This is a genomic window from Dryocola boscaweniae, from assembly GCF_025215095.1.
Classification (GTDB): Bacteria; Pseudomonadota; Gammaproteobacteria; order Enterobacterales; family Enterobacteriaceae; genus Dryocola; species Dryocola boscaweniae.
In genome coordinates, this window is sequence record NZ_JALHAP010000080.1 from 178838 (window position 1) to 201226 (window position 22389).

Sequence of the window (22389 nt, forward strand, 5' to 3'; positions counted from 1 at the left end):
AGCGGTATAAACGTTTCCTTCCAGGGGTGGGAACAAGGATATTCAGGAGAAAACGTGCCAAGAATCCGTAATTTATGTCTGGTGAGTTTATGCCTGGCAAGCACGTGGGCTGGCGCTGCTAACGTGCGTTTACAAGTCGAAGGATTAACGGGGGAGCTGCAGAAAAATGTCCGTGCGCAGCTCTCAACGATTCAAAGTGACGAAGTAACGCCGGACCAGCGTTTTCAGGCCCGCGTGGATGATGCCATCCGCGGCGGTCTAAAAGCGCTCGGCTACTATGAACCTACCATCAGTTATGAACTGCTGCCGCCGCCGCCAAAAGGCCGTCAGGTGCTTAAAGTGATGGTCCAGGCCGGTCCTCCGGTATTAATTGGCGGCACCGATGTCATTCTGCGCGGCGGCGCGCGTGACGATCAGGATTTCCTCAGTTTGCTTCGTGAACGTCCAAAAAACGGCACAATACTGAATCATGGCGATTACGAAAGTTTCAAAAAAAGTCTGACCAGCGTTTCGCTGCGCAAAGGATATTTCGACAGCGAGTTCAAAAAACACCAGCTTGGCGTATCGCTTGAGCGTCGTCAGGCGTTCTGGGATATAGATTACGACAGCGGCCAACGCTATCGTTTTGGCGAAGTCACTTTCGAAGGCTCGCAAATTCGCGAAGAGTACCTGCAAAATCTCGTGCCGTTTAAAGAGGGCGATTATTATCAGTCGCGCGATCTGGCCGAGCTGAACCGCCGTTTATCCGCAACGGGTTGGTTTAATTCCGTAGTTGTGGCCCCAGAATTCGATAAATCTCGCAAAACTAAAATATTACCGCTGCATGGCGTTGTCTCGCCGCGTACCGAAAACACCATCGAAACCGGCGTGGGTTATTCCACGGACGTTGGCCCGCGTGTAAAAGCAACCTGGAAAAAGCCCTGGGTCAACTCTTACGGCCACAGTTTTACTACCAGCACCAGCCTTTCAGCGCCTGAGCAAATCCTTGATTTCAGCTATAAAGTTCCGCTGTTGAAAAACCCGCTGGAACAATATTATTTGATGCAGGGCGGCTTTAAACGTACCGATCTTAACGATACCAAATCAGACTCAAGCACCCTTGCCGTCTCGCGCTACTGGGACTTATCAAGCGGCTGGCAGCACGCGATTAACCTGCGCTGGAGCCTCGACCACTTTACTCAGGCGGACGTCACCAACACCACGATGCTGTTGTATCCGGGCGTGAGCCTGAACCGCACCCGTTCACGCGGCGGCCTGATGCCGACCTGGGGCGATTCGCAGCGTTATTCGATTGACGTTTCTGACACCATGTGGGGCTCGGATGTAGACTTTGGCGTTTTCCAGGCGCAGCAGGTCTGGATCCGCACGCTACAGGACAAACACCGCTTTGTGGTGCGCGGCAACCTGGGCTGGATTGAAACCAACGACTTCGAAAAAGTTCCGCCGGATTTACGCTTCTTCGCCGGGGGCGACCGCAGTATTCGTGGTTATAAATACAAATCTATCTCCCCTGAAAACAGCGACGGCAAGCTGACCGGCGCGTCAAAACTTGCTACCGGCTCGCTGGAATATCAGTACAACGTCAGCGGCAAATGGTGGGGCGCCGCTTTCGTGGATTCGGGCGAAGCGGTGAACGATATCAAACAGAGCAACTTTAAAACCGGCGCAGGTTTAGGCGTGCGCTGGCAGTCGCCGGTGGGGCCAATCAAGCTCGATTTAGCCGTGCCGATAGCCGACAAAGAAGAACACGGTTTGCAGTTTTACATCGGTCTGGGGCCTGAACTATGAGTCGTTGGAAGAAAATAAGCCTCGCGGTGCTGGTTGTTGTCTTGCTGCTGATTGGCGCGGTGGGCTTTCTGGTAGGCACTACTACCGGATTACACGTTTTGTTTAATGCGGCAAATCGCTGGGTGCCTGGGTTGGATATCGGCAGCGTCACGGGCGGCTGGCGCAATCTCACTATAAAAGGGCTGCGCTATGAGCAGCCGGGCGTGAATGTGAATGCTGGCGAAATTAATCTCGCCGTGAAGCCTGGCTGCCTGCGCGACAGCAGCATCTGCGTGAACAATTTCTCGCTCAAAGATATCGATGTGGTGGTAGACACCAAAAAAATGCCGCCTGCCGCGCCTGCTGAAGAAGAAGACAGCGGCCCGCTGAATCTCAGCACGCCCTATCCCATCACGCTTAGCCGGGTGGCGCTCAACAACGTTAATATCAAAATCGACGACACCACCGTGTCGGTAATGGAGTTCACCTCCGGCCTGAACTGGCAGGAACGTAACCTGACGCTGACGCCAACCAACCTCGAAGGCCTGCTGATTGCCCTGCCGAAGGTCGCAAAAGTCGCTCAGGAAGAAGTGGTCGAGCCGAAGATCAATAATCCGCAGCCGGAAGAGCTGCCGCTTGGCGAAACGCTCAGGCAACTGTTTGAAAAGCCGGTGCTGCCGGAAATGACGGAAGTCCACCTGCCTTTAAACCTGAATATTGAAGAGTTTCGCGGCGCTAACTTGCGCCTGACGGGCGACACGGATCTGTTGGTCAGCAGCCTGCTTCTCAAAGTCAGCAGTATCGATGGGAACGTGAAGCTGGACGCGCTGGACGTGGATTCTTCACAAGGTTTGGTTAACGCGACGGGCAGCGCGGTGCTGCGCGACAAATGGCCGGTCGATCTCACCCTTAATACCACGCTGAATATCGACCCCGTTAAAGGCGAGAAGGTGAAAATGAAGATCGGCGGGGAGCTGCGGGACGTGTTGAAAGTTGGCATGAATCTCTCAGGCCCGGTGGACATGGAGCTCACCGCGCAAACTCAGCTTGCCGAAGCGGGTTTACCGCTCAATCTTGAAATCGTCAGCAAACAGCTTTACTGGCCGCTTACCGGCGAAAAAGAGTATCAGGCCGATAATCTGAAACTGAAGTTCAGCGGTAAAATGACGGACTATGCGCTCTCGTTCCACACCGCGGTAAAAGGCGCGCAGATTCCACCCGCCACCATTACGCTTGATGGCAAAGGCAACGAGCAGCAGTTGAATCTCGATAAGCTAAGGATTGCAGCGCTACAGGGCAACACCGACCTGAAAGCGGTGATTGACTGGAGCAAAGCGATTAGCTGGCGCGGCGAGCTGAAACTCGACGGCATCAATACCGCGAAGCAGTTCCCGGACTGGCCTGCGAAGCTTGACGGCTTCGTGAAAACCAGCGGCAGTCTTTACGGCGGCACCTGGCAGGTAGACGTGCCGGAGCTGAAACTCGCCGGGAACGTGAAGCAAAATAAAATCAGCGTTACCGGGAAGTTGAAAGGCAACAGCTATATGCAGTGGAACATTCCGGGACTGCATCTGGAGCTTGGCCGCAACAGCGCCGATGTGAAAGGGGAACTGGGGCCGAAAGAGCTGGCGCTGGATGCCACTATCAACGCGCCGAATCTGGACAACGCGCTGCCCGGCCTTGGCGGTACCGCAACAGGAACGCTTAAAGTCCGCGGCGATGTTAAAGCGCCGCAACTGCTTGCCGATTTCACCGCAAACGGCCTGCGCTGGCAGGAACTTTCCATTGCTCGCGTCCTGTTGAAGGGAGAGGTGAAATCTACCGACCAAATCGGCGGCAACCTGAATTTGCGCGTGGAACGTATCGTCCAGCCGGGGGTGAATATCAGCCTCGCCACGCTTGAAGCGAAAGGTAATGAGAAACAGCATCAGCTCCAGCTACGCATTCAGGGCGAGCCGGTTTCCGGGCAGCTAAATCTCAGCGGTGGTTTCGATCGTGCTGAAGAACGCTGGCGCGGCAACCTCACGAATACGCGCTTTGAAACGCCGGTTGGCCCGTGGAGCCTTAATCGCGCCATTGCGCTGGATTACCGAAACAAAGAACAGAAAATCAGCATTGGGCCGCACTTCTGGAACAACCCGAACGCTGAACTTTGTGTCCCGCAGACCATAGATGCCGGCGCCAAAGGCCGTGCGGTGGTGAATCTCAACCGCTTCGACCTTGCCATGCTGAAACCTTTTATGCCGGAAACCACCCGGGCGAGCGGTACGTTCAGCGGGCGTGCTGACGTAAGCTGGGACAGTGAAGCCGGTGGTTTGCCTCAGGGACAAATAACGCTAAATGGACGCGGCGTGAAGGTGATGCAGGACATCGATCATAATCCGCTGTCGGTCTCGTTCGACACATTGAACCTCAACGCAGAGCTGAAAAATAATCGTGCCCAGCTTGGCTGGCTGATTCGCGTGGCGAACAACGGACAGTTTGACGGACAGGTGCAAATTACCGATCCAGAAGGCCGCCGTAATCTTGCCGGTAACGTCAATATGCGCGGTTTCGATCTCGCTATCGCCAACGCTATTTTCTCTCGCGGTGAAAAGGCTGCCGGTAAACTCAACGCCAACCTGCGTCTGGGCGGTAATCTGGAACGGCCGCAGATTTTCGGGCAACTGCAGCTAAACGGCGTGGATATTGACGCTAACTTTATGCCGTTTGATATGCAGCCAAGCCAGATAGCCATGAACTTTAACGGCATGAATTCGACGTTAGTCGGCACGGTGCGCACCAAACAGGGAGATATTGCCCTGAACGGCGATGCGGACTGGACGCAGCTCGACAACTGGCGAGCGCGTGTTGCGGCGAAAGGCAACAAGGTACGTATTACGGTGCCGCCAATGGTGCGTATGGATGTCTCGCCGGACGTAGAGTTTATTGCCACACCAAGCCTCTTCACGCTGGGTGGACGCGTCGATATTCCATGGGCGCGCATCGTCGTTCACGAAGTGCCGGAAAGCGCGGTGGGCGTCTCCGGCGATGAAGTGATGCTGGATAAAAATCTCAAGCCGGAGGAGCCGCAAACCGCAGGCATTCCGATCAACAGTAACCTGATTATCCATGTCGGCGACAATGTGCGCATGGACGCGTTTGGCCTTAAGGCTCGTCTGAACGGCGACCTGAAAATGGTGCAGGATCGTCAAGGTCTGGGCCTGAATGGTCAGATTAATATCCCGGAAGGGCGCTTCCACGCCTATGGCCAGGATTTAATCGTCCGTAAAGGCGAACTGCTGTTCTCGGGCCCACCGGATCAGCCGTTGCTCAATATCGAAGCGATTCGTAACCCGGATGCTACCGAAGATAACGTTACTGCCGGCGTTCGCGTTACCGGAATGGCCGATGAGCCAAAAGCTGAGATATTTTCGGATCCTGCGATGTCGCAGCAGGAAGCCTTGTCCTACCTGCTTCGCGGGCAAGGTTTGGGCAGTTCTGGCGACGATGCTGACGCCTTAACCTCCGCGCTGGTCGGTCTGGGGGTTGCACAAAGTGGTCAGGTTGTGGGTAAAATCGGCGAGACGTTTGGCGTAAGCAATCTGGCGCTGGATACTGCCGGGGTGGGGGATTCCTCACAGGTGGTGGTCAGTGGCTATGTACTGCCGGGTCTCCAGGTGAAATATGGCGTGGGAATTTTTGACTCGTTGGCGACACTGACTTTGCGTTATCGTCTGATGCCTAAGCTATATCTGGAAGCGGTGTCTGGCATAGATCAGGCACTTGATGTGCTCTATCAGTTTGAGTTTTGAGCTATGCGAATTTTTGTTTACGGCAGTTTACGACGCAAGCAGGGCAACAGCCACTGGATGACGAACGCCCAGTGGCTGGGCGATCACACACAGGAAAACTATGTGCTTTACAGCATTGGCCACTATCCGGGCGCCGTTTCGGGTGAGGGCGCGATTCTTGGTGAGGTCTACCGTATTGATGCCTCCACGCTCGCTGAACTGGATGCCCTGCGCACCAAGGGCGGCGAGTATAAACGCCAGCTCATTCAGACACCTTATGGCAGTGCATGGATGTACGTGTACCAGCGTCCGGTGGATGGATTAACCCGCATCGACAGCGGTAACTGGTTGGATAAAGACCAGTATTGATATTATTGTCTTTCCTGCATAACGGAATTACCCATAAAAAACACCGCCATTTGGCGGTGTTTTCACATTGGTAAGCGGTCGGAAGAATTACTTCTTCGCTGCGCGCTCAAAGGAAGCAACGATTTCGTCTTTAGCCGCTTGCGCGTTGTCCCAGCCTTCCACTTTCACCCATTTGCCTTTTTCGAGCGCTTTATACTGCTCGAAGAAGTGGGAGATCTGCGCTTTCAGCAGTTCTGGCAGGTCGTTCACATCTTTGATGTGATCGTACTCTTTGCTCAGTTTGGTGTGCGGAACCGCAACCAGTTTGGCATCTTCACCGGCTTCGTCGGTCATTTTCAGGACGCCAACCGGACGGCAACGAATCACAGAGCCTGGCTGCAGCGGGTACGGCGTTGGAACCAGCACGTCAACCGGGTCACCGTCTAAAGACAGGGTGTGGTTGATGTAGCCGTAGTTGCATGGATAGAACATTGCGGTAGACATGAAACGGTCAACGAACAGCGCGCCGGTGTCTTTATCAACTTCATATTTGATAGGGTCGGCGTTTGCTGGAATTTCGATAACAACGTAGATGTCTTCTGGCAGATCTTTGCCTGCAGGGACGTTGAGTAAGCTCATGTCTGTTTCCTTTAAACTGGTGTCATTCAAGTGCCCGGTATTATAGCCAACTGGCTTTAAATGTCCTGGACTCTTTTCTTGCTCATTAACCGCCAGGTTCTTTTTCAGAGCACTCCGGCGGTGGGATTATCCATAAAGGCAGCCGCATCCTTTATAAATAAGTGTAAGCGGTTACAAGCTAAGGAAAAGCCCGCCTTCCGGCATAAAAAAATCGCAATCCTTCATCTCAGTTGTAATCGCCGCATCAATAGCCTTCACATGGTGTCAGCCCTGACAGGATGATTAACATTTTCGTTACTTCTTCGAATTGTGATGTAACTCATTCTGTTACATCTCACGTCGGCTATAGTTTCCCGCGAAGGCCAGATTTTAACCAACAATAACCCTACGAGGATGCACCTATGTGGAAGCGCTTACTTTTGGTCTCTGCAGTCTCCGCAGCAATGTCGTCTATGGCCATTGCTGCTCCATTAACCGTTGGCTTTTCGCAGGTGGGTTCTGAATCCGGCTGGCGTGCGGCAGAAACCTCAGTTGCGAAGAGTGAGGCCGAGAAACGTGGCATCACGCTGAAAATCGCTGATGGACAACAAAAACAGGAAAACCAGATTAAAGCCGTGCGTTCGTTTATTGCCCAGGGCGTAGACGCGATCTTTATTGCTCCAATCGTCGCCACGGGTTGGGAGCCGGTGCTGCAGGAAGCGAAAGAAGCCAAAATCCCGGTATTCCTGCTTGACCGTAATATCGATGTTAAAGACAAATCATTGTACATGACCGTCGTCACCGCTAACAACGTGCTGGAAGGCCAGTTGATTGGCGAATGGCTGTTAAAAGAGCTGAACGGCAAGCAGTGTAACGTGGTCGAGCTGCAGGGCACCGTGGGCGCAAGCGTAGCTATCGATCGTAAGAAAGGCTTTGCTGACGCAATTTCTAAAGCATCCAACGTGAAAATCATCCGTTCTCAGTCCGGCGACTTTACCCGCAGTAAAGGTAAAGAAGTTATGGAAAGCTTTATCAAAGCTGAGAACAACGGCAAAAACATCTGCATGGTTTACGCCCATAACGATGACATGGTGATCGGCGCCATTCAGGCAATCAAAGAAGCGGGCCTGAAACCGGGCAAAGATATCCTGACCGGTTCAATTGACGGCGTACCGGATATCTACAAAGCGATGATCGACGGTGAAGCGAATGCCAGCGTGGAATTGACGCCAAACATGGCGGGACCTGCGTTTGACGCCTTAGAAAAATTCAAAAAAGACGGCACCATGCCGGAAAAAGTCACCATCACCAAATCCACCCTTTACCTGCCGGATACAGCTAAAGAAGAGTTAGAGAAGAAGAAATCCATGGGTTATTGATTACCCTGTCCTTCACGCAGGGGGATGTTGTATGTAGGGCGGATAAGCGTAGCGTCATCCGCCGTCCCGGGCTTGCCCGGGACGGATGGCGGCAGATGGATGGCGCTGTTGCTTATCCACCCTACAGTTTTACTTTGGCGGGAGTTGGAAGATGAGCATAAACAATCAGGAAATTTTGCGTACGGAAGGCCTCAGTAAACATTTCCCGGGGGTTAAAGCGCTCGACAAAGTGGACTTTAGCTTACGGCGCGGAGAAATCATGGCGCTGCTTGGCGAAAACGGCGCCGGGAAATCAACGTTAATCAAAGCGTTGACCGGCGTTTATCAGCGCGACAGCGGCAATATTTATCTGGAAGGCGAACTGATTTCGCCAAAAAATACCGCCCACGCCCAGCAGCTCGGCATCGGTACGGTTTATCAGGAAGTGAATTTGCTGCCCAATATGTCGGTGGCAGACAATCTGTTTATCGGTCGCGAACCCCGCCGTTTTGGTCTGCTGCGCCGTAAAGAGATGGAAAAGCGCGCTGCCGCGCTTATGGAATCCTACGGCTTCTCGCTGGATGTAGCCGAACCGCTCAACCGTTACTCCGTGGCGATGCAGCAAATCGTTGCTATTTGCCGCGCCATCGATTTATCAGCCAAAGTGCTGATCCTCGATGAACCAACCGCCAGTCTCGACACCAAAGAAGTCGAAATGCTTTTTACCCTGATGCGCCAGCTCAGCTCCCAGGGCGTCAGCCTAATCTTCGTCACTCACTTTCTCGATCAGGTTTATGAAGTTACCGACAGGATCACCGTGTTGCGTAATGGCGCATTCGTCGGCACGCGCGAGACAAAAGATCTGCCGCAGATCGATCTGGTGAAAATGATGCTGGGCCGCGAGCTGGAAACCAACGCGCTACAGCGCGCCGGGCGTACGTTGCTGAGTGAAAAACCGGTCGCGGCGTTTAAAGATTTTGGTAAGAAAGGCGTTATCAATCCGTTCGATCTCGAAGTGCGGCCAGGCGAAATCGTCGGGCTCGCAGGGTTGCTGGGCTCCGGGCGAACGGAAACTGCGGAAGTGATCTTTGGCATCAGACCCGCCGACCAGGGCTGCGCTACGATCAAAGGCAAGCAGCAAACGCTGCGCTCGCCGCATAAAGCCTCAAGTCTGGGCATTGGTTTTTGTCCCGAAGATCGCAAAACCGACGGGATTATTGCCGCCGCGTCGGTGCGTGAAAACATTATCCTGGCGCTGCAGGCCCAGCGCGGCTGGCTGCGGCCTATTCCTAAGCGCGAGCAGTATCAGATAGCCGAACGGTTTATCCGCCAGCTTGGCATTCGCACGCCAGGCCCCGATCAGCCGATTGAATTTCTCTCCGGCGGTAACCAGCAAAAGGTTTTGCTTTCGCGCTGGCTGCTGACCAAACCACAGTTCCTGATCCTCGATGAGCCAACGCGAGGTATCGACGTAGGCGCGCACGCGGAAATTATCCGCCTGATAGAAACGCTCTGCGCAGATGGCCTGGCGCTGCTGGTTATCTCCTCTGAACTCGAAGAGCTGGTGGGCTACGCGGATCGTGTGGTGATCATGCGCGACAGGCAGCAGGTGGCGGAGATCCCGCTCGAAGAGCTGTCCGTTTCGGCCATTATGAATGCCATTGCGGCATAAGGAGTAACTCGTGATGTCTCGTTCATTGCCGCAAACTGAAGCGCCGAAGCCAAAGCGCAGCTTCCGCTGGCCGCCCGGCATCCCACAGCTTATCGCGCTGGTGCTGGTGTTGCTGGTCGACAGCATGGTCGCCAACCATTTCTTTAATATCGTCGTGCAGGATGGGCGCCTGTTCGGCAGCCCAATCGACATTCTGAACCGTGCGGCCCCGGTGGCTCTGCTGGCAATCGGCATGACGCTTGTAATAGCAACCGGCGGCATCGACCTGTCCGTTGGCGCGGTGATGGCCATCGCCGGAGCAACTGCCGCCACGCTCACGGTTGAAGGCCACAGCCTGACGGTTGTGCTGCTTGCCTCGCTCGGCGTTGGCATTCTGGCAGGATTGTGGAACGGCATTCTGGTCGCGATTCTAAAAATCCAGCCCTTCGTAGCGACTTTGATTCTGATGGTCGCCGGACGCGGCGTGGCGCAACTGATTACTACCGGCCAGATCGTTACCTTTAACTCGCCCAGCCTGTCGTTTCTCGGCAGCGGCTCGCTGTTCTTCTTCCCGACGCCGGTCATTATCGCCATCGCCACGCTGATTGTTTTCTGGTTATTTACCCGCAAAACGGCGCTCGGCCTGTTTATCGAATCCGTAGGGATTAACATTCGCGCCGCTAAAAACGCCGGTGTGAACACGCGTATCGTGGTGATGCTGACCTATGTGCTGAGCGGCGTATGCGCCGCCATCGCCGGGATCATCGTTACGGCGGATATTCGCGGAGCCGATGCCAACAACGCTGGGTTATGGCTGGAGCTGGACGCCATTCTCGCGGTGGTTATCGGCGGCGGTTCGCTGATGGGCGGTCGTTTTAACATCGCGCTGTCCGTTGTTGGCGCGCTGATTATTCAGGGGATGAACACAGGTATTCTGCTTTCCGGCTTCCCGCCGGAACTTAACCAGGTTGTAAAAGCCGTCGTGGTGATGTGCGTGCTGATCGTTCAGTCGCCGCGTTTTATTGCTTTGCTCAAAGGACTCCGCCGTCATGATCAAACGTAACCTCCCGTTGATGATAACCCTGGCGGTATTTGTGCTGGGCTATCTTTATTGCCTGACGCAGTTCCCCGGCTTTGCTTCCACAAGAGTTATCTGCAACATCCTGACCGATAACGCTTTCCTTGGAATCATCGCCGTCGGTATGACCTTTGTGATCCTCTCCGGCGGCATCGATCTGTCGGTTGGGTCGGTGATCGCCTTTACCGGCGTGTTCCTCGCTAAAGCGATTGGCTTCTGGGGACTTTCGCCGCTCGTCGCCTTCCCGCTGGTGCTGGCGATGGGCTGCGCCTTTGGCGCATTTATGGGGCTGCTAATCGACGCGCTAAAAATCCCGGCGTTTATCATTACGCTTGCCGGAATGTTCTTCCTGCGCGGCGTCAGCTATCTGGTTTCGGAGGAGTCGATTCCTATCGACCATCCGATTTATGAAACGCTTTCAAGCCTTGCCTGGCGAATTCCCGGCGGTGGAAGGCTGAGCGCAATGGGTCTGCTGATGCTGGCCGTGGTGGTCATCGGCATTTTCCTCGCTCACCGCACTCGTTTCGGCAACCAGGTTTACGCCATCGGCGGCAGCGCAACTTCTGCTAATCTGATGGGCATCTCAACGCGCAGCACAACTGTGCGCATCTATATGCTTTCTACCGGGCTTGCGACACTCGCGGGCATCGTCTTCTCGCTCTATACCTCCGCAGGCTACGCGCTGGCAGGTATGGGCGTTGAGCTGGACGCCATCGCCTCCGTGGTTATCGGCGGTACGCTGCTGAGCGGCGGCGTGGGTACCGTTCTGGGCACCTTGTTTGGCGTGGCGATTCAGGGGTTAATACAGACCTATATCAATTTCGACGGAACGCTCAGCTCGTGGTGGACAAAAATCGCCATCGGCATTTTATTGTTTATTTTTATCGCGTTACAACGCGGACTGACGGTGCTGTGGGAAAATCGCCAGAGCTCACCTGTTAAACGTATTAGCGTTACGGCAACGCGCTCGTAACATATTGAATTAACAAAAATCGTCTAAACTTTCCCCGGCGGCTGCCGATAACATCTCCATTAGTTATCTAATGACTTAAGTCACCGGGAAGAGAAGCATGCTAAGAAATCTGTCGATTCGTACGGGTCTGCTAACGTTACTGGCAGTGATGACGTTCCTGCTGCTGGTCGTCAGCGGTATTGGTATTTTCGCCTTGCAACAAAGCTCCAGTTCGCTTGAAAAAATAAACCGCCTGCAGGGTGAACAGATGGTGCGTCTGACCGACGGCTATGTGTCCTTACTGCGCGCCCGCAACGAAGCCGGGCAGGCGGTGCGCCAGATGGAAATCGGCATGCTGGAAGATGCAGCGAAATCGACCAACACCGTTACCGGCGAAGCCGCGCATGCTCAGCAGGAAATTAAAGCCTTTATCGACAGCGGCGTGGACGACGAAGAGGGCAGTCAGCTCGTCAAAAACCTGTCTCAGACTTACGCCGATTATCTCGCCAAAGGCATTACGCCGATGCTGGCCGCGCTGAACAAGCAAAGCCCGGATGGCTATTACGATCTGCTGGAAAATGGCCTGATCCCGCTTTCGCAGAAGTTTGATACCGACGTGCAGATTTTCCGTCAGTGGGGCGAGAAGCGTGGCAACGACGAAGTGGCTTCCATCCAGAAGCAAAAGAAAATCGTCCTCACGCTTATCGTTATTGCGGCCCTGCTGACCGCGGGCATTATCGTGCTGGTGTGGCTTGCGCTGCGCCATCTGCTGCTTAAGCCGCTTAATGAATCTATCGAGCAGCTTGAATATGTCGCCGAAGGGGATTTAACGCGTGAGCTGCAGGCTGCGGGTAACAATGAGTTTGGTCGTCTCGCGAGCGCTATTGCCGCGATGCGTAACTCCCTTATGGAGTCGGTGAGCCGCGTTCGTGACGCCAGTTCGCAGATTGATACCGGCAGCCGGGAGCTGGCGGCCGGTAACCTGAATCTCTCCCAGCGTACTGAATCAACCGCCACATCCCTTGAGCAAACTGCCGCCAGCATGGAGCAGATCACCGCAACGGTGAAACAAAACGCCGATAACGCCGAGCAGGCGCACAAGCTTGCGAAAGACGTTTCCGATACCGCCGATCGCGGCAGCGAAATGGTCTGCTACGTCATCGAGAAAATGCGTGATATCGCCAGCAGCTCCGATCGTATAGCCGACATTCTTAGCGTTATCGACGGCATCGCCTTCCAGACCAATATCCTGGCGCTGAATGCCTCGGTAGAAGCTGCGCGTGCCGGCGAACAGGGCCGAGGATTTGCCGTAGTCGCCGGGGAAGTTCGAACGCTTGCAAGCCGCAGCGCCGACGCGGCAAAAGAAATCCGCACCTTAATCTCCGATTCGCAAAACCACGTTGGCGAAGGCCGCGACCTGGCCCAGCAGGCGGGCGAAACCATGGATGAGATTGCCGAAGAAGTCACGCGCATGACCAAACTGATGCGCCAGATTGCCAGCGCCTCTAACGAACAGAGCCACGGTATCGAGCAGGTAAATATTGCGGTAAGCCAGATGGATGAAGCGGCGCAGCAGAATGCGGCGTTAGTGCAGCAGTCAACGGCTGCGACTCGTTCGCTGGAAGAGCAGTCGCAACAGCTTGTCGCGGCTATGGCTTCGTTCAGATGTTAAACGGCGGATGACGTCGCATTTATCCACCCTACAAAATCCGATCTGTAGGGTGGATAAGCAACGCGCCATCCACCGTAATTAAAACAATTAAGCGTCCGGGAACTCGCGAATAAAGCGTTCCACGTCTTCCACCATATGTTCATTGCCGACAAAGAACGGGCGACGCTGGTGCAGGGATTCCGGAATAATATCGAGAATGCGCTCTTTGCCATCGCTGGCTTTACCGCCAGCCTGCTCGGCCAGGAACGCCATTGGGTTACCTTCATACAGCAAACGCAGTTTCCCTTCCGGGTGGCTTGCGGTGCTTGGATACAGGTAAATCCCGCCTTTTAGCAGGTTGCGGTGGAAGTCCGCGACCAGGGAGCCAATGTAGCGCGAGGTGTAAGGGCGTTGCGTTGAGCTGTCTTCTTCCTGACAAAACTTAATGTATTTTTTCACACCGTTCGGGAAGCGAATGTAATTCCCTTCGTTAATGGAATAGGTGTTGCCCTTTTGCGGGAAGCGCATGCGCTCCTGGCACAGGCAGAACACGCCCAGCGAAGGATCGTAAGTAAAGGCGTGAACCCCGCAGCCGGTGGTGTAAACCAGCATGGTGGAGGAGCCGTAAACCACATAACCTGCGGCAACCTGTTTATTACCCGGCTGGAGGAAATCCGCCTCGGTAACGGGGGAACCAACCGGTGTGATGCGGCGGTAGATAGAGAAAATGGTGCCAACAGAAACGTTGACATCAATGTTAGATGAGCCATCAAGCGGGTCCATCAACACGACGTATTTGGCGTGTTCTGCTCCTTCGAAAACGACGATTTCGTCTTCTTCTTCGGAAGCGATACCCGCCACAATCCCTCGGGCCTTCAGTGCTGCTTTCAGTTTTTCATTTGCGAACAGATCGAGTTTTTGCTGCACCTCGCCCTGTATATTTTCAGCGCCGCTGGCACCCAGAATATCGACGAGGCCAGCCTTGTTGATATCACGGTGGATGATCTTAGCGCCCAGCTTTATTGCCGACAGTAAAGCCGTGAGCTCGCCGGTTGCGTGGGAGAACTCGTGCTGCTTCTCGACAATAAATTCACCTAACGTTTTCATAAACACTTTCCCTGCATGTTTCAGTTGGATAAAGCGGTTACAACAATCTTAACAAACTTTCAAATCTTAGCGCACAGGTGAATCGCGCCAGCAAAATACGGAATTTCCTGAATTGCATTTATTCGCCAGAGCAGATGCGGGTAGAATGTGCGCCAAACAGAGAAAGGATAGTTTTGTATGCGCATTCATATTCTAGGGATTTGTGGCACTTTTATGGGCGGTCTGGCTATGCTTGCCCGATCCCTTGGCCACGAAGTAACCGGCTCGGACGCCAACGTCTACCCGCCGATGAGTACTTTGCTTGAAGAGCAAGGTATTTCCCTGATTCAGGGCTACGACGCAAGCCAGCTCGATCCGCAGCCGGACTTAGTGATCGTCGGCAATGCCATGACCCGTGGCAATCCGTGCGTGGAAGCGGTGCTTGAGAAAAGCATTCCATATATGTCCGGCCCGCAGTGGCTGCATGATTTCGTCCTGCGAGACCGCTGGGTTATCGCGGTAGCAGGCACTCACGGTAAAACCACCACTGCCGGAATGGCAACGTGGATCCTTGAAGCCTGCGGCTATAAGCCCGGCTTTGTGATTGGTGGCGTACCGGGAAACTTTGATGTTTCCGCGCGCCTGGGCGATAGCCCGTTCTTCGTGATTGAAGCCGACGAATACGACTGCGCGTTCTTCGACAAGCGTTCCAAATTCGTGCATTACTGCCCGCGCACGCTGATCCTCAACAATCTTGAGTTCGACCATGCGGATATCTTTGACGATCTGAAAGCGATTCAGAAACAGTTCCACCATCTGGTGCGCATCGTGCCGGGACAGGGCAAAATCATCTGGCCTGAAAACGACGCCAACATTAAACAAACCATGACGATGGGCTGCTGGAGCGAACAGGAGCTGGTGGGCGAGCAGGGCCACTGGCAGGCGAAAAAGCTCAGCCCGGATGCGTCAAACTGGGAAGTTTACCTGGATGGCGAGCGCGTCGGGGAAGTGAACTGGCAGCTAGTGGGCGAACACAACATGCATAACGGGCTGATGGCGATAGCCGCGGCGCGTCATGTGGGAGTGGCGCCGGCAGATGCTGCTAAGGCGCTGGATACCTTTATTAACGCGCGTCGCCGCCTGGAACTGCGTGGCGAAGCAAATGGCGTAACGGTATACGATGATTTCGCTCATCACCCAACCGCGATTCTGGCGACCCTTGCGGCGCTGCGCGGCAAAGTGGGCGGCACCGCGCGCATTCTCGCCGTGCTTGAGCCGCGTTCAAATACCATGAAAATGGGCCACAGCAAAGACGATCTCGCCCCGTCTTTAGGTCGTGCGGATGAAGTCTTCCTGCTGCAGCCGCCGCATATTCCGTGGCAGGTTGTGGAAGTGGCGGAAGCCTGCATTCAGCCAGCTCACTGGAGCGCGGAAGTGGATACGCTGGTTGATATGATTGTCAAAACCGCACAGCCGGGCGATCACATTCTGGTGATGAGCAACGGCGGTTTCGGCGGCATTCATCAGAAACTGCTTGATGAGCTGGCGAAAAAGCCGTTCGGTAATCCCGTTAATTGAAAATAGCTTTGCAGGGCGGGTAAACGTCGAGCCACCCGCCAATAATTAAGGCCCGCTTGCGGGCCTTAAGTTTATTACTCCTGGCTTTCGGCCAGCTCACGCAGATAAGTGAAAATCTGACGGTAAGACTTCGGCGGTTTGTTGGCCGCTTTTTCTTTCTGGGCGTTGCGGATCAGCACGCGTAGCTGCTGGCGATCTGCCTGCGGGTAAAGTCTCAGCACTTCGCTCATCGCGTCGTCGCCTTCTTCTACCAGACGGTCGCGCAGCGCTTCGAGCTTATGGAACAGCGCAACCTGCTGGTTGTGGCGGTTTTTCAGCTTGTCCAGCGCCTGGCGAATCGGATCCATGTCTCGGGAACGCATCATTTTACCAATCAACTGCACCTGGCGGCGGCGGCCTTCTTTTTTGATCTTCTGCGCAAGCTCAATGGCTGCGCGTAAATCGTCATCCAGGGGGATTTTGTCGAGCGCGTTTTTACCCAACTCCATCAGCTCCATACCGAGGCGTTTTAACTCTTCGGCATCGCGTTTAATTTCGCTTTTACTGACCCAGATAATCTCATCATCTTCGTCTTCATTTTCATTATCGGGTACGTCATCGAGCCAGTCTTCGGGCTGCTTAGTCATATTAGGCTCCTTAAAAAAAGTGGCTAATTCTACCAGTAAAGCCTGTTCACTGCGAAATTGTTCTGATCCTGTTAGACTTAATTAACTCAGCAGACATTATGGCAGTCGCGATGAAAATAAACACGCAGGTCGAACAGCAACGTAAGATACTTGAACAAGCGGTTTCCCAGGCGCTGGAACTGGCTTCCTCGCAGTCCGACGGCGCAGAAGTCGCCGTCAGCAAAACCACAGGTATCGGCGTCAGCACCCGCTATGGTGAGGTAGAAAACGTTGAATTTAATAGCGATGGCGCCTTAGGCATCACTGTTTATCACCAGAACCGTAAAGGCAGCGCGTCCACCACGGATTTAAGTCCGGACGCCGTCGCGCGCACCGTTCAGGCGGCGCTTGATATCGCCCGTTACACCTCGCCCGATCCGTTTGCGGGCGTAGCAGAAAAAGATCTGCTGGCCTTCGAAGCGCCGGATCTGGACCTTTTCCACCCGGTTGAAATGGATGCGGACCGCGCCATTGAACTGGCCGCGCGTGCGGAAAACGCCTCGCTGAACGTCGATAAACGTATCACCAATACCGAAGGTGGCAGCTTCAACAGCCATTACGGCATCAAAGTTTTCGGCAACAGCCACGGCATGCTGCAAAGCTACTGTTCGACGCGTCACTCGCTTTCAAGCTGCGTTATCGCCGAAGTTAACGGCGAAATGGAGCGTGATTACGCTTACACCATTGGCCGCGCCATTGAAGATCTGGAAACCCCTGAGTGGGTAGGCGCCGAATGCGCGCGTCGTACTTTATCCCGCCTTTCTCCTCGTAAACTCTCCACCATGAAAGCGCCGGTTATTTTTGCTGCGGAAGTGGCTACGGGCCTGTTTGGTCATCTGGTTGGCGCCATTGCCGGCGGCGCGGTATACCGTAAATCCACCTTCCTGCTCGACTATCTCGGCAAACAGGTTCTCCCTGAATGGCTGACCATCGAAGAGCATCCGCATCTGCTCAAAGGGCTCGCTTCCACGCCTTTTGACAGCGAAGGAGTTCGTACGGAACGTCGCGACATCATCAAAGATGGCGTTCTGCAACAGTGGCTGCTGACCAACTATTCCGCCCGCAAACTGGGCCTGAAAAGCACCGGGCATGCAGGCGGGATTCATAACTGGCGCATTGAAGGACGCGGCCTGGACTTTGACGGCATGCTTAAAGAAATGGGCACCGGTCTGGTCGTCACCGAACTGATGGGGCAGGGCGTAAGCGGCATTACCGGCGATTACTCTCGCGGCGCGTCCGGCTTCTGGGTTGAAAACGGAGAAATTCAGTATCCGGTGAGCGAAATCACCATCGCCGGAAACTTAAAGGACATGTGGCGTGAAATTGTCACAGTCGGCAGCGATATTGAAAAACGCAGTAATATCCAGTGTGGTTCAGTGCTGCTGCCGGAGATGAAAATCGCCGGTCAATAAGGCGATTATGGGTGCGTCCTGCCGCGCCCGGTTTAATAAAATAATAAGGTGATTTATGCGTAAGCAATTGATTGCAATGTTGGCAGTATCGTCCGTGTTATTTTCTACCGCAGGCCTCGCGGCCGATGTCGGTGACGATATGGATGTTATCGCTGAGAATTATAAAACCGTATTGAAAACCGATAACCCGGCGGAGTTAAAAACCTCATTAAACAGCATGCGCACCGCGGCGCTTGATGCGCAGAAAGGAGCGCCGCCGAAGCTTGAAGATAACGCGGCGGACAGCGCAGAAATGAAAGATTACCGTCACGGTCTGGATATTCTGATCGGTCAAATCGACGGCGCGCTGAAGCTTGCCAACGAAGGCAAAGTGAAGGAAGCGCAGGCCGCTGCCGAAGAGTTTAAAACCACCCGCAATACCTACCACAAAAAGTATCGTTGACCCCAGCCGATGCCCTCTTTGCTGAAGAGGGTATCCCTTAGCGCATTTGCCTTTGCCATTCGCCGACAGGGATTTTTCCTGGAATTAACGACATAAGTCATTTTCAGTAATGGAAAATGTATAGTACCGCCTCACAGGCAGTGAGCAGCGACGGCGCAAAAGGAGTTTATGGCGGCAATTTTATTGATAGACGATCACCCGGCGATCTGCTTCGCTGTGAAAGTTACCCTTGAGAAAGACATTACTTTTCAAGTGGCTACCTCGGGAGGCGAGCGTTTACTTCAGCATATTCGCCGCGAAAATCCCGACCTTTTAATCCTCGACCTTGAGCTCAACGGCATTGATGGGTTGGACAGTCTGCCGCGCATTAAGCTGCATTATCCCGCGCTCAAAATTCTTATTTACACTAACCAGCCAGCCTCGCTGTATGCCCGAAGAACGCTGCTTGCCGGTGCGGATGGTTTCGTCAATAAAAGCCTGGATCTCGATGCGCTGATGGCCGCGTGTCGGTTAATTCTGGAGGGCTATCACTGTTTTCCTTCAGGGGTAATGGCGATGCTCAGCGAGAGCGAACAGCCTGAGAAAACCCCCGTCGCGCTGCTCTCTGACCGTGAACTTACCGTGCTTCAATATCTCAAGCGTGGAAAAACTAATAAGCAAATCGCCGACAGCCTTCAGTTGAGCAATAAAACCATCAGTACCTACAAAATAAGGATGTTGAAAAAATGCGGCGTTGCGACCCTCGACAAGCTGTATGACCTGCTTGAAGAGGAAAATGAGTGTTAAGAAAGTTTTCTGCTGCTGCGTGTCTTGCCGGGGGGCTAATGATCCAGGCCATCGCCGCGGATAATGAATTACAGTTGCTGTCCCGTAGCCACGTTGTGCTTGAAAACCCCGGCCTGAACGCCGCACAGTGGCGCTGGGTACGCGAGCACCAGCGGCTGCGTCTTGCCGTCTGGCAGCCTATGGCCCCCCCATATGACATCACCACCGGACAAAACGATTACGGCGGCATTAATGCTGATTTTATTGGGTTAATCGCGGATAACCTCAATCTGAAAGTGGTGGTGAAGCGCTACGACAGCTATGACGGAGCGGTGGAAGCGTTAAAAAATGGGCAGGTAGATTTGCTTGCTCAGGCTGGTCAGAACGAGCACAGGGCGGGCCTGATTCTGAGCGTGCCTTACAGTAAAAATAAGCCCGTTGAAGTGATAAATATTGATAACCCGCCGACGCAAAACGTCAAGAATATTGCCTTCTGTGCGGGTTTCGACCAGAAGAAATTGCGGGCAAGCTATCCGGGCGCAAAGGTTAACGGCAATCTCTCCGGGCGGCACGCTTTAGAGGCGCTGGCATTCCGCCATCTCGACCTCTTTATTTGTGATGGCGTCACCACGCAGTACCTTATCAGCCAGTCAAATCTCAGCAATCTATCTACTCGCCCGCTGCGCCAGTCGATTGACAACGCAGGGTTTTCCTTTGCGGCTATCCCGCAGAACGGTCCGTGGATTGAAATTATCGATAAAGTCCTTAAAGCGCTGCCCGTCAGCGTAGATATCGAGATTCACCGCCGCTGGAACGGAGGTATCCCGCTTTCGTTGAGTGAACAGCGTCCGCTCTATACGTCGCTGGAAAAAAAATGGATGGCGGAGCACCGCGACATTCGAGTGGCGGTAGTGGCAGAGAATATGCCGGTCTCCTGGTTTACTCCCGCTGGACAGATGCGGGGCATTATTGCAGATATTCTCACCGCGCTACGGCTGCGGACAGGATTCACTTTTAAAATTCAAAGCTATCCGAACTTTGAAGCCGCATTTAAGGCGGTGGAGGAGGGGCACAATGACGTTATTGCCGGTGCTGTTGAAGAGAGCATTTGGCAGCATCACCTCCTGACGACGCAAACCTGGCTTTATAATTCTTGGGTAATGGTGGGGAAAAAGCACTCACCGTCTCGTCTGGAAGCACCGCGCATTGTGGTACAGGCTACCCTCGCGCCGGGTATGTGGCTGAGCAAGCATGACAAGGAACAGGTGGAAATTGTTGATACCTGGCGCGCTGGACTTGACCGGGTCGGGGAAGGGAAAGGCGACATCATGATCATGCCGCTGATCGTCGCCAACGAATGGCTTTTATCCCCTGATTATTCAAACCTGAAAATACTGGGCAGTGTGGATACGCCGCCGATGCGTTTTTCATTCGGCGCAGCGGACCATTTTTATCCGCTGGTTACTGTGCTGAATAAGGCGTTGATTAACATCCCGCCGGAAGATCTTCATGCGATAACGCGCAACGGCAGCAGCGGCAACGAACTGGCGCTGAGCAACGTTAATCCGCTGCTGGCCTATAAAAAAATGTGGGTGGCGCTGGCCATTTTCCTCGGCATTGGGATCGCAACGGGCATCTGGCGCTTCGCCTTGCTTCGCCGCCGGGTGCAGCAGCTCACTCTGTCAGTCGGGCTGTCGGATAAGTCAAATCAGGGGAAAAGTATTTTTCTGGCGACCATGAGTCACGAAATTCGTACCCATCTAAGCGCGGTAAACGGCATGCTGGAACTGATAACGGCACGCCCGCAGGACACTAAGGCCAATCATCAGCGGGTCATGGTGGCGTTGCAGGGAGCGCAGTCTCTGCTGGCGCTGACCGGTAATATTCTGGACGTGTCGCGCATAGAGGCGGGGAAGCTGGTGCTGTACCCGGAACGGGTTTCACTGCTCGACCTGATTGAGTCCGTTGCCGTGCTGTTTGAAAGCCAGGCGGCTCAAAAGGGGCTTGCGTTTCGTCTTGAACTGGACAGTGAGCTGGAAGGGCAGGTGCTCGTGGACCCGCTGCGGTTAAGGCAGATTGTCTCAAACCTGCTTAACAATGCGATAAAGTTCACCCCGTCAGGTAGCGTGACGCTGCGCGCGAGCAGGGAAAATGCGGCGGTATCTGGCATGGTCAATCTACGACTGGAAATCGAAGATACGGGAAACGGTATCGAACCGGCTGTCCAGCAGCGGCTTTTCCAGCCCTTTTCGCAAGGGCAGGACAGCCAGATGGGGCAGGGCAGCGGCCTGGGGCTTTATATCTGCCGCAAGCTTGCCGAAATGATGGGGGGTGAGATCCTTCTGACTAGCACGCCTTCCCAGGGTACACAGGTCGCGGTTCGTCTTCTTCTGCCGTGCCTTGCCCCGCTCGCGTTCTCTGAGCGTGCAGCGAATAACAGTGCGACAGCGCAGCAAACTCCGCTGACGGTGCTTATCGTAGATGATAACCCGGCGGGCCGCATGCTGCTTGAACACCAGCTCAAGCATCTGGGTCACCACGCCGTGAGTTTTACCTGCGCAGAAGATCTGCTGAACTATCTGGGACTCCATCCTGCCTCTCTTGTGATAACCGATTGCAACATGCCGGATATGGCCGGGGTTGAACTGGCGCGTGTGCTGCGGAGCGATTTTCCAACGCTGGGCGTGTTCGGCCTCACCGCCGACGCACGCGACAGCACCCGTGACGAGGCGCTTGAAGCCGGGATGCATGCTTGTCTCCTCAAGCCGGTCACTCTGGAAAGACTGGCTGAAAACCTCAGGCATTTCTCCCCCCTGCCCGATAAGGGCGTTAAGACTCCCGCTTTTGTTATTCCTCCAGCCCTGCTTGAAGGCGAAAAGGGCAGAACTTTCCTGCGATTGCAGCTATCCGTAATTGAAGAGACGCTGGCCTGGCTGCCCGACCACGCTCACGTATCCGATGCGTTTATTAAATCCGGGCTGCATCGCTTACGCGGGGGCTTGCAGTTACTGGGCGTCGATGAGATCGAGGCGCTTTGTATAAGCCTCGAGCAGTGCGTTCAACCCGAAGGGATGGCCAGTCTGGAGGTTTCCCTAAAGGTGTTGAGGGCGGCACTGGAAGAGAGACTACACGCGCTGTCGAACGTCCTACAGCAGGTTGGAGACGGTGGAATGTCGTAAACGCCATGCCTGAAGCTTATTCTCCTTTATCAGGAAGCCAGCCTGTTGGCGACTAAATAAAGGAGA

General features: G+C 54.2%; 16 protein-coding genes. 13 read left to right on the forward strand and 3 right to left on the reverse strand.

The genetic code is table 11. The annotated features are described in order from the left end of the window. Window positions 1–54 precede the first annotated feature (54 nt). Genes tamA through MUA00_RS14910 form a run of 3 tightly spaced genes read left to right on the forward strand, consistent with a single transcriptional unit; the run spans window position 55 to window position 5909 of the window. On the forward strand, window positions 55–1788 hold the full coding sequence (tamA, locus tag MUA00_RS14900) for an autotransporter assembly complex protein TamA (RefSeq protein ID WP_271123809.1): 1734 nt from the start codon (window positions 55–57) through the stop codon (window positions 1786–1788). Beyond that, on the forward strand, window positions 1785–5561 hold the full coding sequence (tamB, locus tag MUA00_RS14905; protein WP_271123810.1) for an autotransporter assembly complex protein TamB: 3777 nt from the start codon (window positions 1785–1787) through the stop codon (window positions 5559–5561). The genes tamA and tamB overlap by 4 nt, the downstream gene beginning before the upstream one ends. Window positions 5562–5564: 3 nt before the next feature. Then, window positions 5565–5909 carry a gamma-glutamylcyclotransferase family protein gene (locus MUA00_RS14910; protein ID WP_271123811.1) on the forward strand — a complete coding sequence of 115 codons (345 nt, stop codon included), beginning with the start codon at window positions 5565–5567 and terminating at the stop codon, window positions 5907–5909. An 87-nt stretch (window positions 5910–5996) separates the two neighbouring features. Here MUA00_RS14910 and ppa read toward each other — a convergent pair whose 3' ends face one another. Beyond that, window positions 5997–6527, reverse strand: coding sequence for an inorganic diphosphatase (gene ppa / locus MUA00_RS14915; RefSeq protein ID WP_271123812.1), 531 nt, complete (start codon window positions 6525–6527; stop codon window positions 5997–5999). Window positions 6528–6928: 401 nt separating this feature from the next. Between ppa and ytfQ the strand changes: the two genes are divergently transcribed. From ytfQ to MUA00_RS14940, 5 genes are all read left to right on the forward strand, one after another. After that, entirely contained in the window at window positions 6929–7885 is a 957-nt protein-coding gene (gene ytfQ, locus MUA00_RS14920; protein ID WP_064515782.1) for a galactofuranose ABC transporter, galactofuranose-binding protein YtfQ, read from the forward strand. Between the two features lie 151 nt (window positions 7886–8036). Beyond that, window positions 8037–9536, forward strand: a complete 1500-nt coding sequence (gene ytfR, locus MUA00_RS14925) for a galactofuranose ABC transporter, ATP-binding protein YtfR (RefSeq protein ID WP_271123813.1) — start codon at window positions 8037–8039, stop codon at window positions 9534–9536. A 13-nt stretch (window positions 9537–9549) separates the two neighbouring features. Next, a complete protein-coding gene (ytfT, locus tag MUA00_RS14930; protein ID WP_271123814.1) occupies window positions 9550–10578 on the forward strand; it encodes a galactofuranose ABC transporter, ATP-binding protein YtfT in 1029 nt (342 codons plus the stop codon). Continuing rightward, on the forward strand, window positions 10565–11566 hold the full coding sequence (gene yjfF, locus MUA00_RS14935; RefSeq protein ID WP_271123815.1) for a galactofuranose ABC transporter, permease protein YjfF: 1002 nt from the start codon (window positions 10565–10567) through the stop codon (window positions 11564–11566). The genes ytfT and yjfF overlap by 14 nt, the downstream gene beginning before the upstream one ends. Window positions 11567–11663: 97 nt before the next feature. Then, window positions 11664–13217, forward strand: a complete 1554-nt coding sequence (locus MUA00_RS14940) for a methyl-accepting chemotaxis protein (protein WP_271123816.1) — start codon at window positions 11664–11666, stop codon at window positions 13215–13217. 87 nt (window positions 13218–13304) lie between these two features. On the opposite strand, the gene fbp is transcribed toward MUA00_RS14940, so the two are convergent. After that, window positions 13305–14303, reverse strand: a complete 999-nt coding sequence (gene fbp, locus MUA00_RS14945) for a class 1 fructose-bisphosphatase (protein ID WP_271123817.1) — start codon at window positions 14301–14303, stop codon at window positions 13305–13307. A 177-nt stretch (window positions 14304–14480) separates the two neighbouring features. On the opposite strand from fbp, the gene mpl reads away from it, so the two are divergent. Then, window positions 14481–15860: a UDP-N-acetylmuramate:L-alanyl-gamma-D-glutamyl-meso-diaminopimelate ligase gene (mpl, locus tag MUA00_RS14950; protein ID WP_271123818.1), complete on the forward strand. Its 1380-nt coding sequence runs from the start codon at window positions 14481–14483 to the stop codon at window positions 15858–15860. Window positions 15861–15934: 74 nt separating this feature from the next. Here mpl and yjgA read toward each other — a convergent pair whose 3' ends face one another. Beyond that, a complete protein-coding gene (yjgA, locus tag MUA00_RS14955; protein ID WP_271123819.1) occupies window positions 15935–16486 on the reverse strand; it encodes a ribosome biogenesis factor YjgA in 552 nt (183 codons plus the stop codon). A gap of 98 nt (window positions 16487–16584) precedes the next feature. Here yjgA and pmbA point away from each other — a divergent pair, with 98 nt between their 5' ends. From pmbA to MUA00_RS14975, 4 genes are all read left to right on the forward strand, one after another. Beyond that, window positions 16585–17937: a metalloprotease PmbA gene (pmbA, locus tag MUA00_RS14960; RefSeq protein ID WP_271123820.1), complete on the forward strand. Its 1353-nt coding sequence runs from the start codon at window positions 16585–16587 to the stop codon at window positions 17935–17937. A 55-nt stretch (window positions 17938–17992) separates the two neighbouring features. After that, on the forward strand, window positions 17993–18379 hold the full coding sequence (gene cybC, locus MUA00_RS14965; protein WP_271123821.1) for a cytochrome b562: 387 nt from the start codon (window positions 17993–17995) through the stop codon (window positions 18377–18379). 168 nt (window positions 18380–18547) lie between these two features. After that, the gene (locus MUA00_RS14970; RefSeq protein ID WP_271123822.1) at window positions 18548–19165 is read left to right on the forward strand and encodes a response regulator transcription factor; all 618 of its coding nucleotides are present in this window, start codon (window positions 18548–18550) and stop codon (window positions 19163–19165) included. After that, window positions 19159–22323 carry an ATP-binding protein gene (locus MUA00_RS14975; RefSeq protein WP_271123823.1) on the forward strand — a complete coding sequence of 1055 codons (3165 nt, stop codon included), beginning with the start codon at window positions 19159–19161 and terminating at the stop codon, window positions 22321–22323. Before MUA00_RS14970 ends, MUA00_RS14975 begins: the two co-directional genes overlap by 7 nt. Window positions 22324–22389 lie beyond the last annotated feature (66 nt).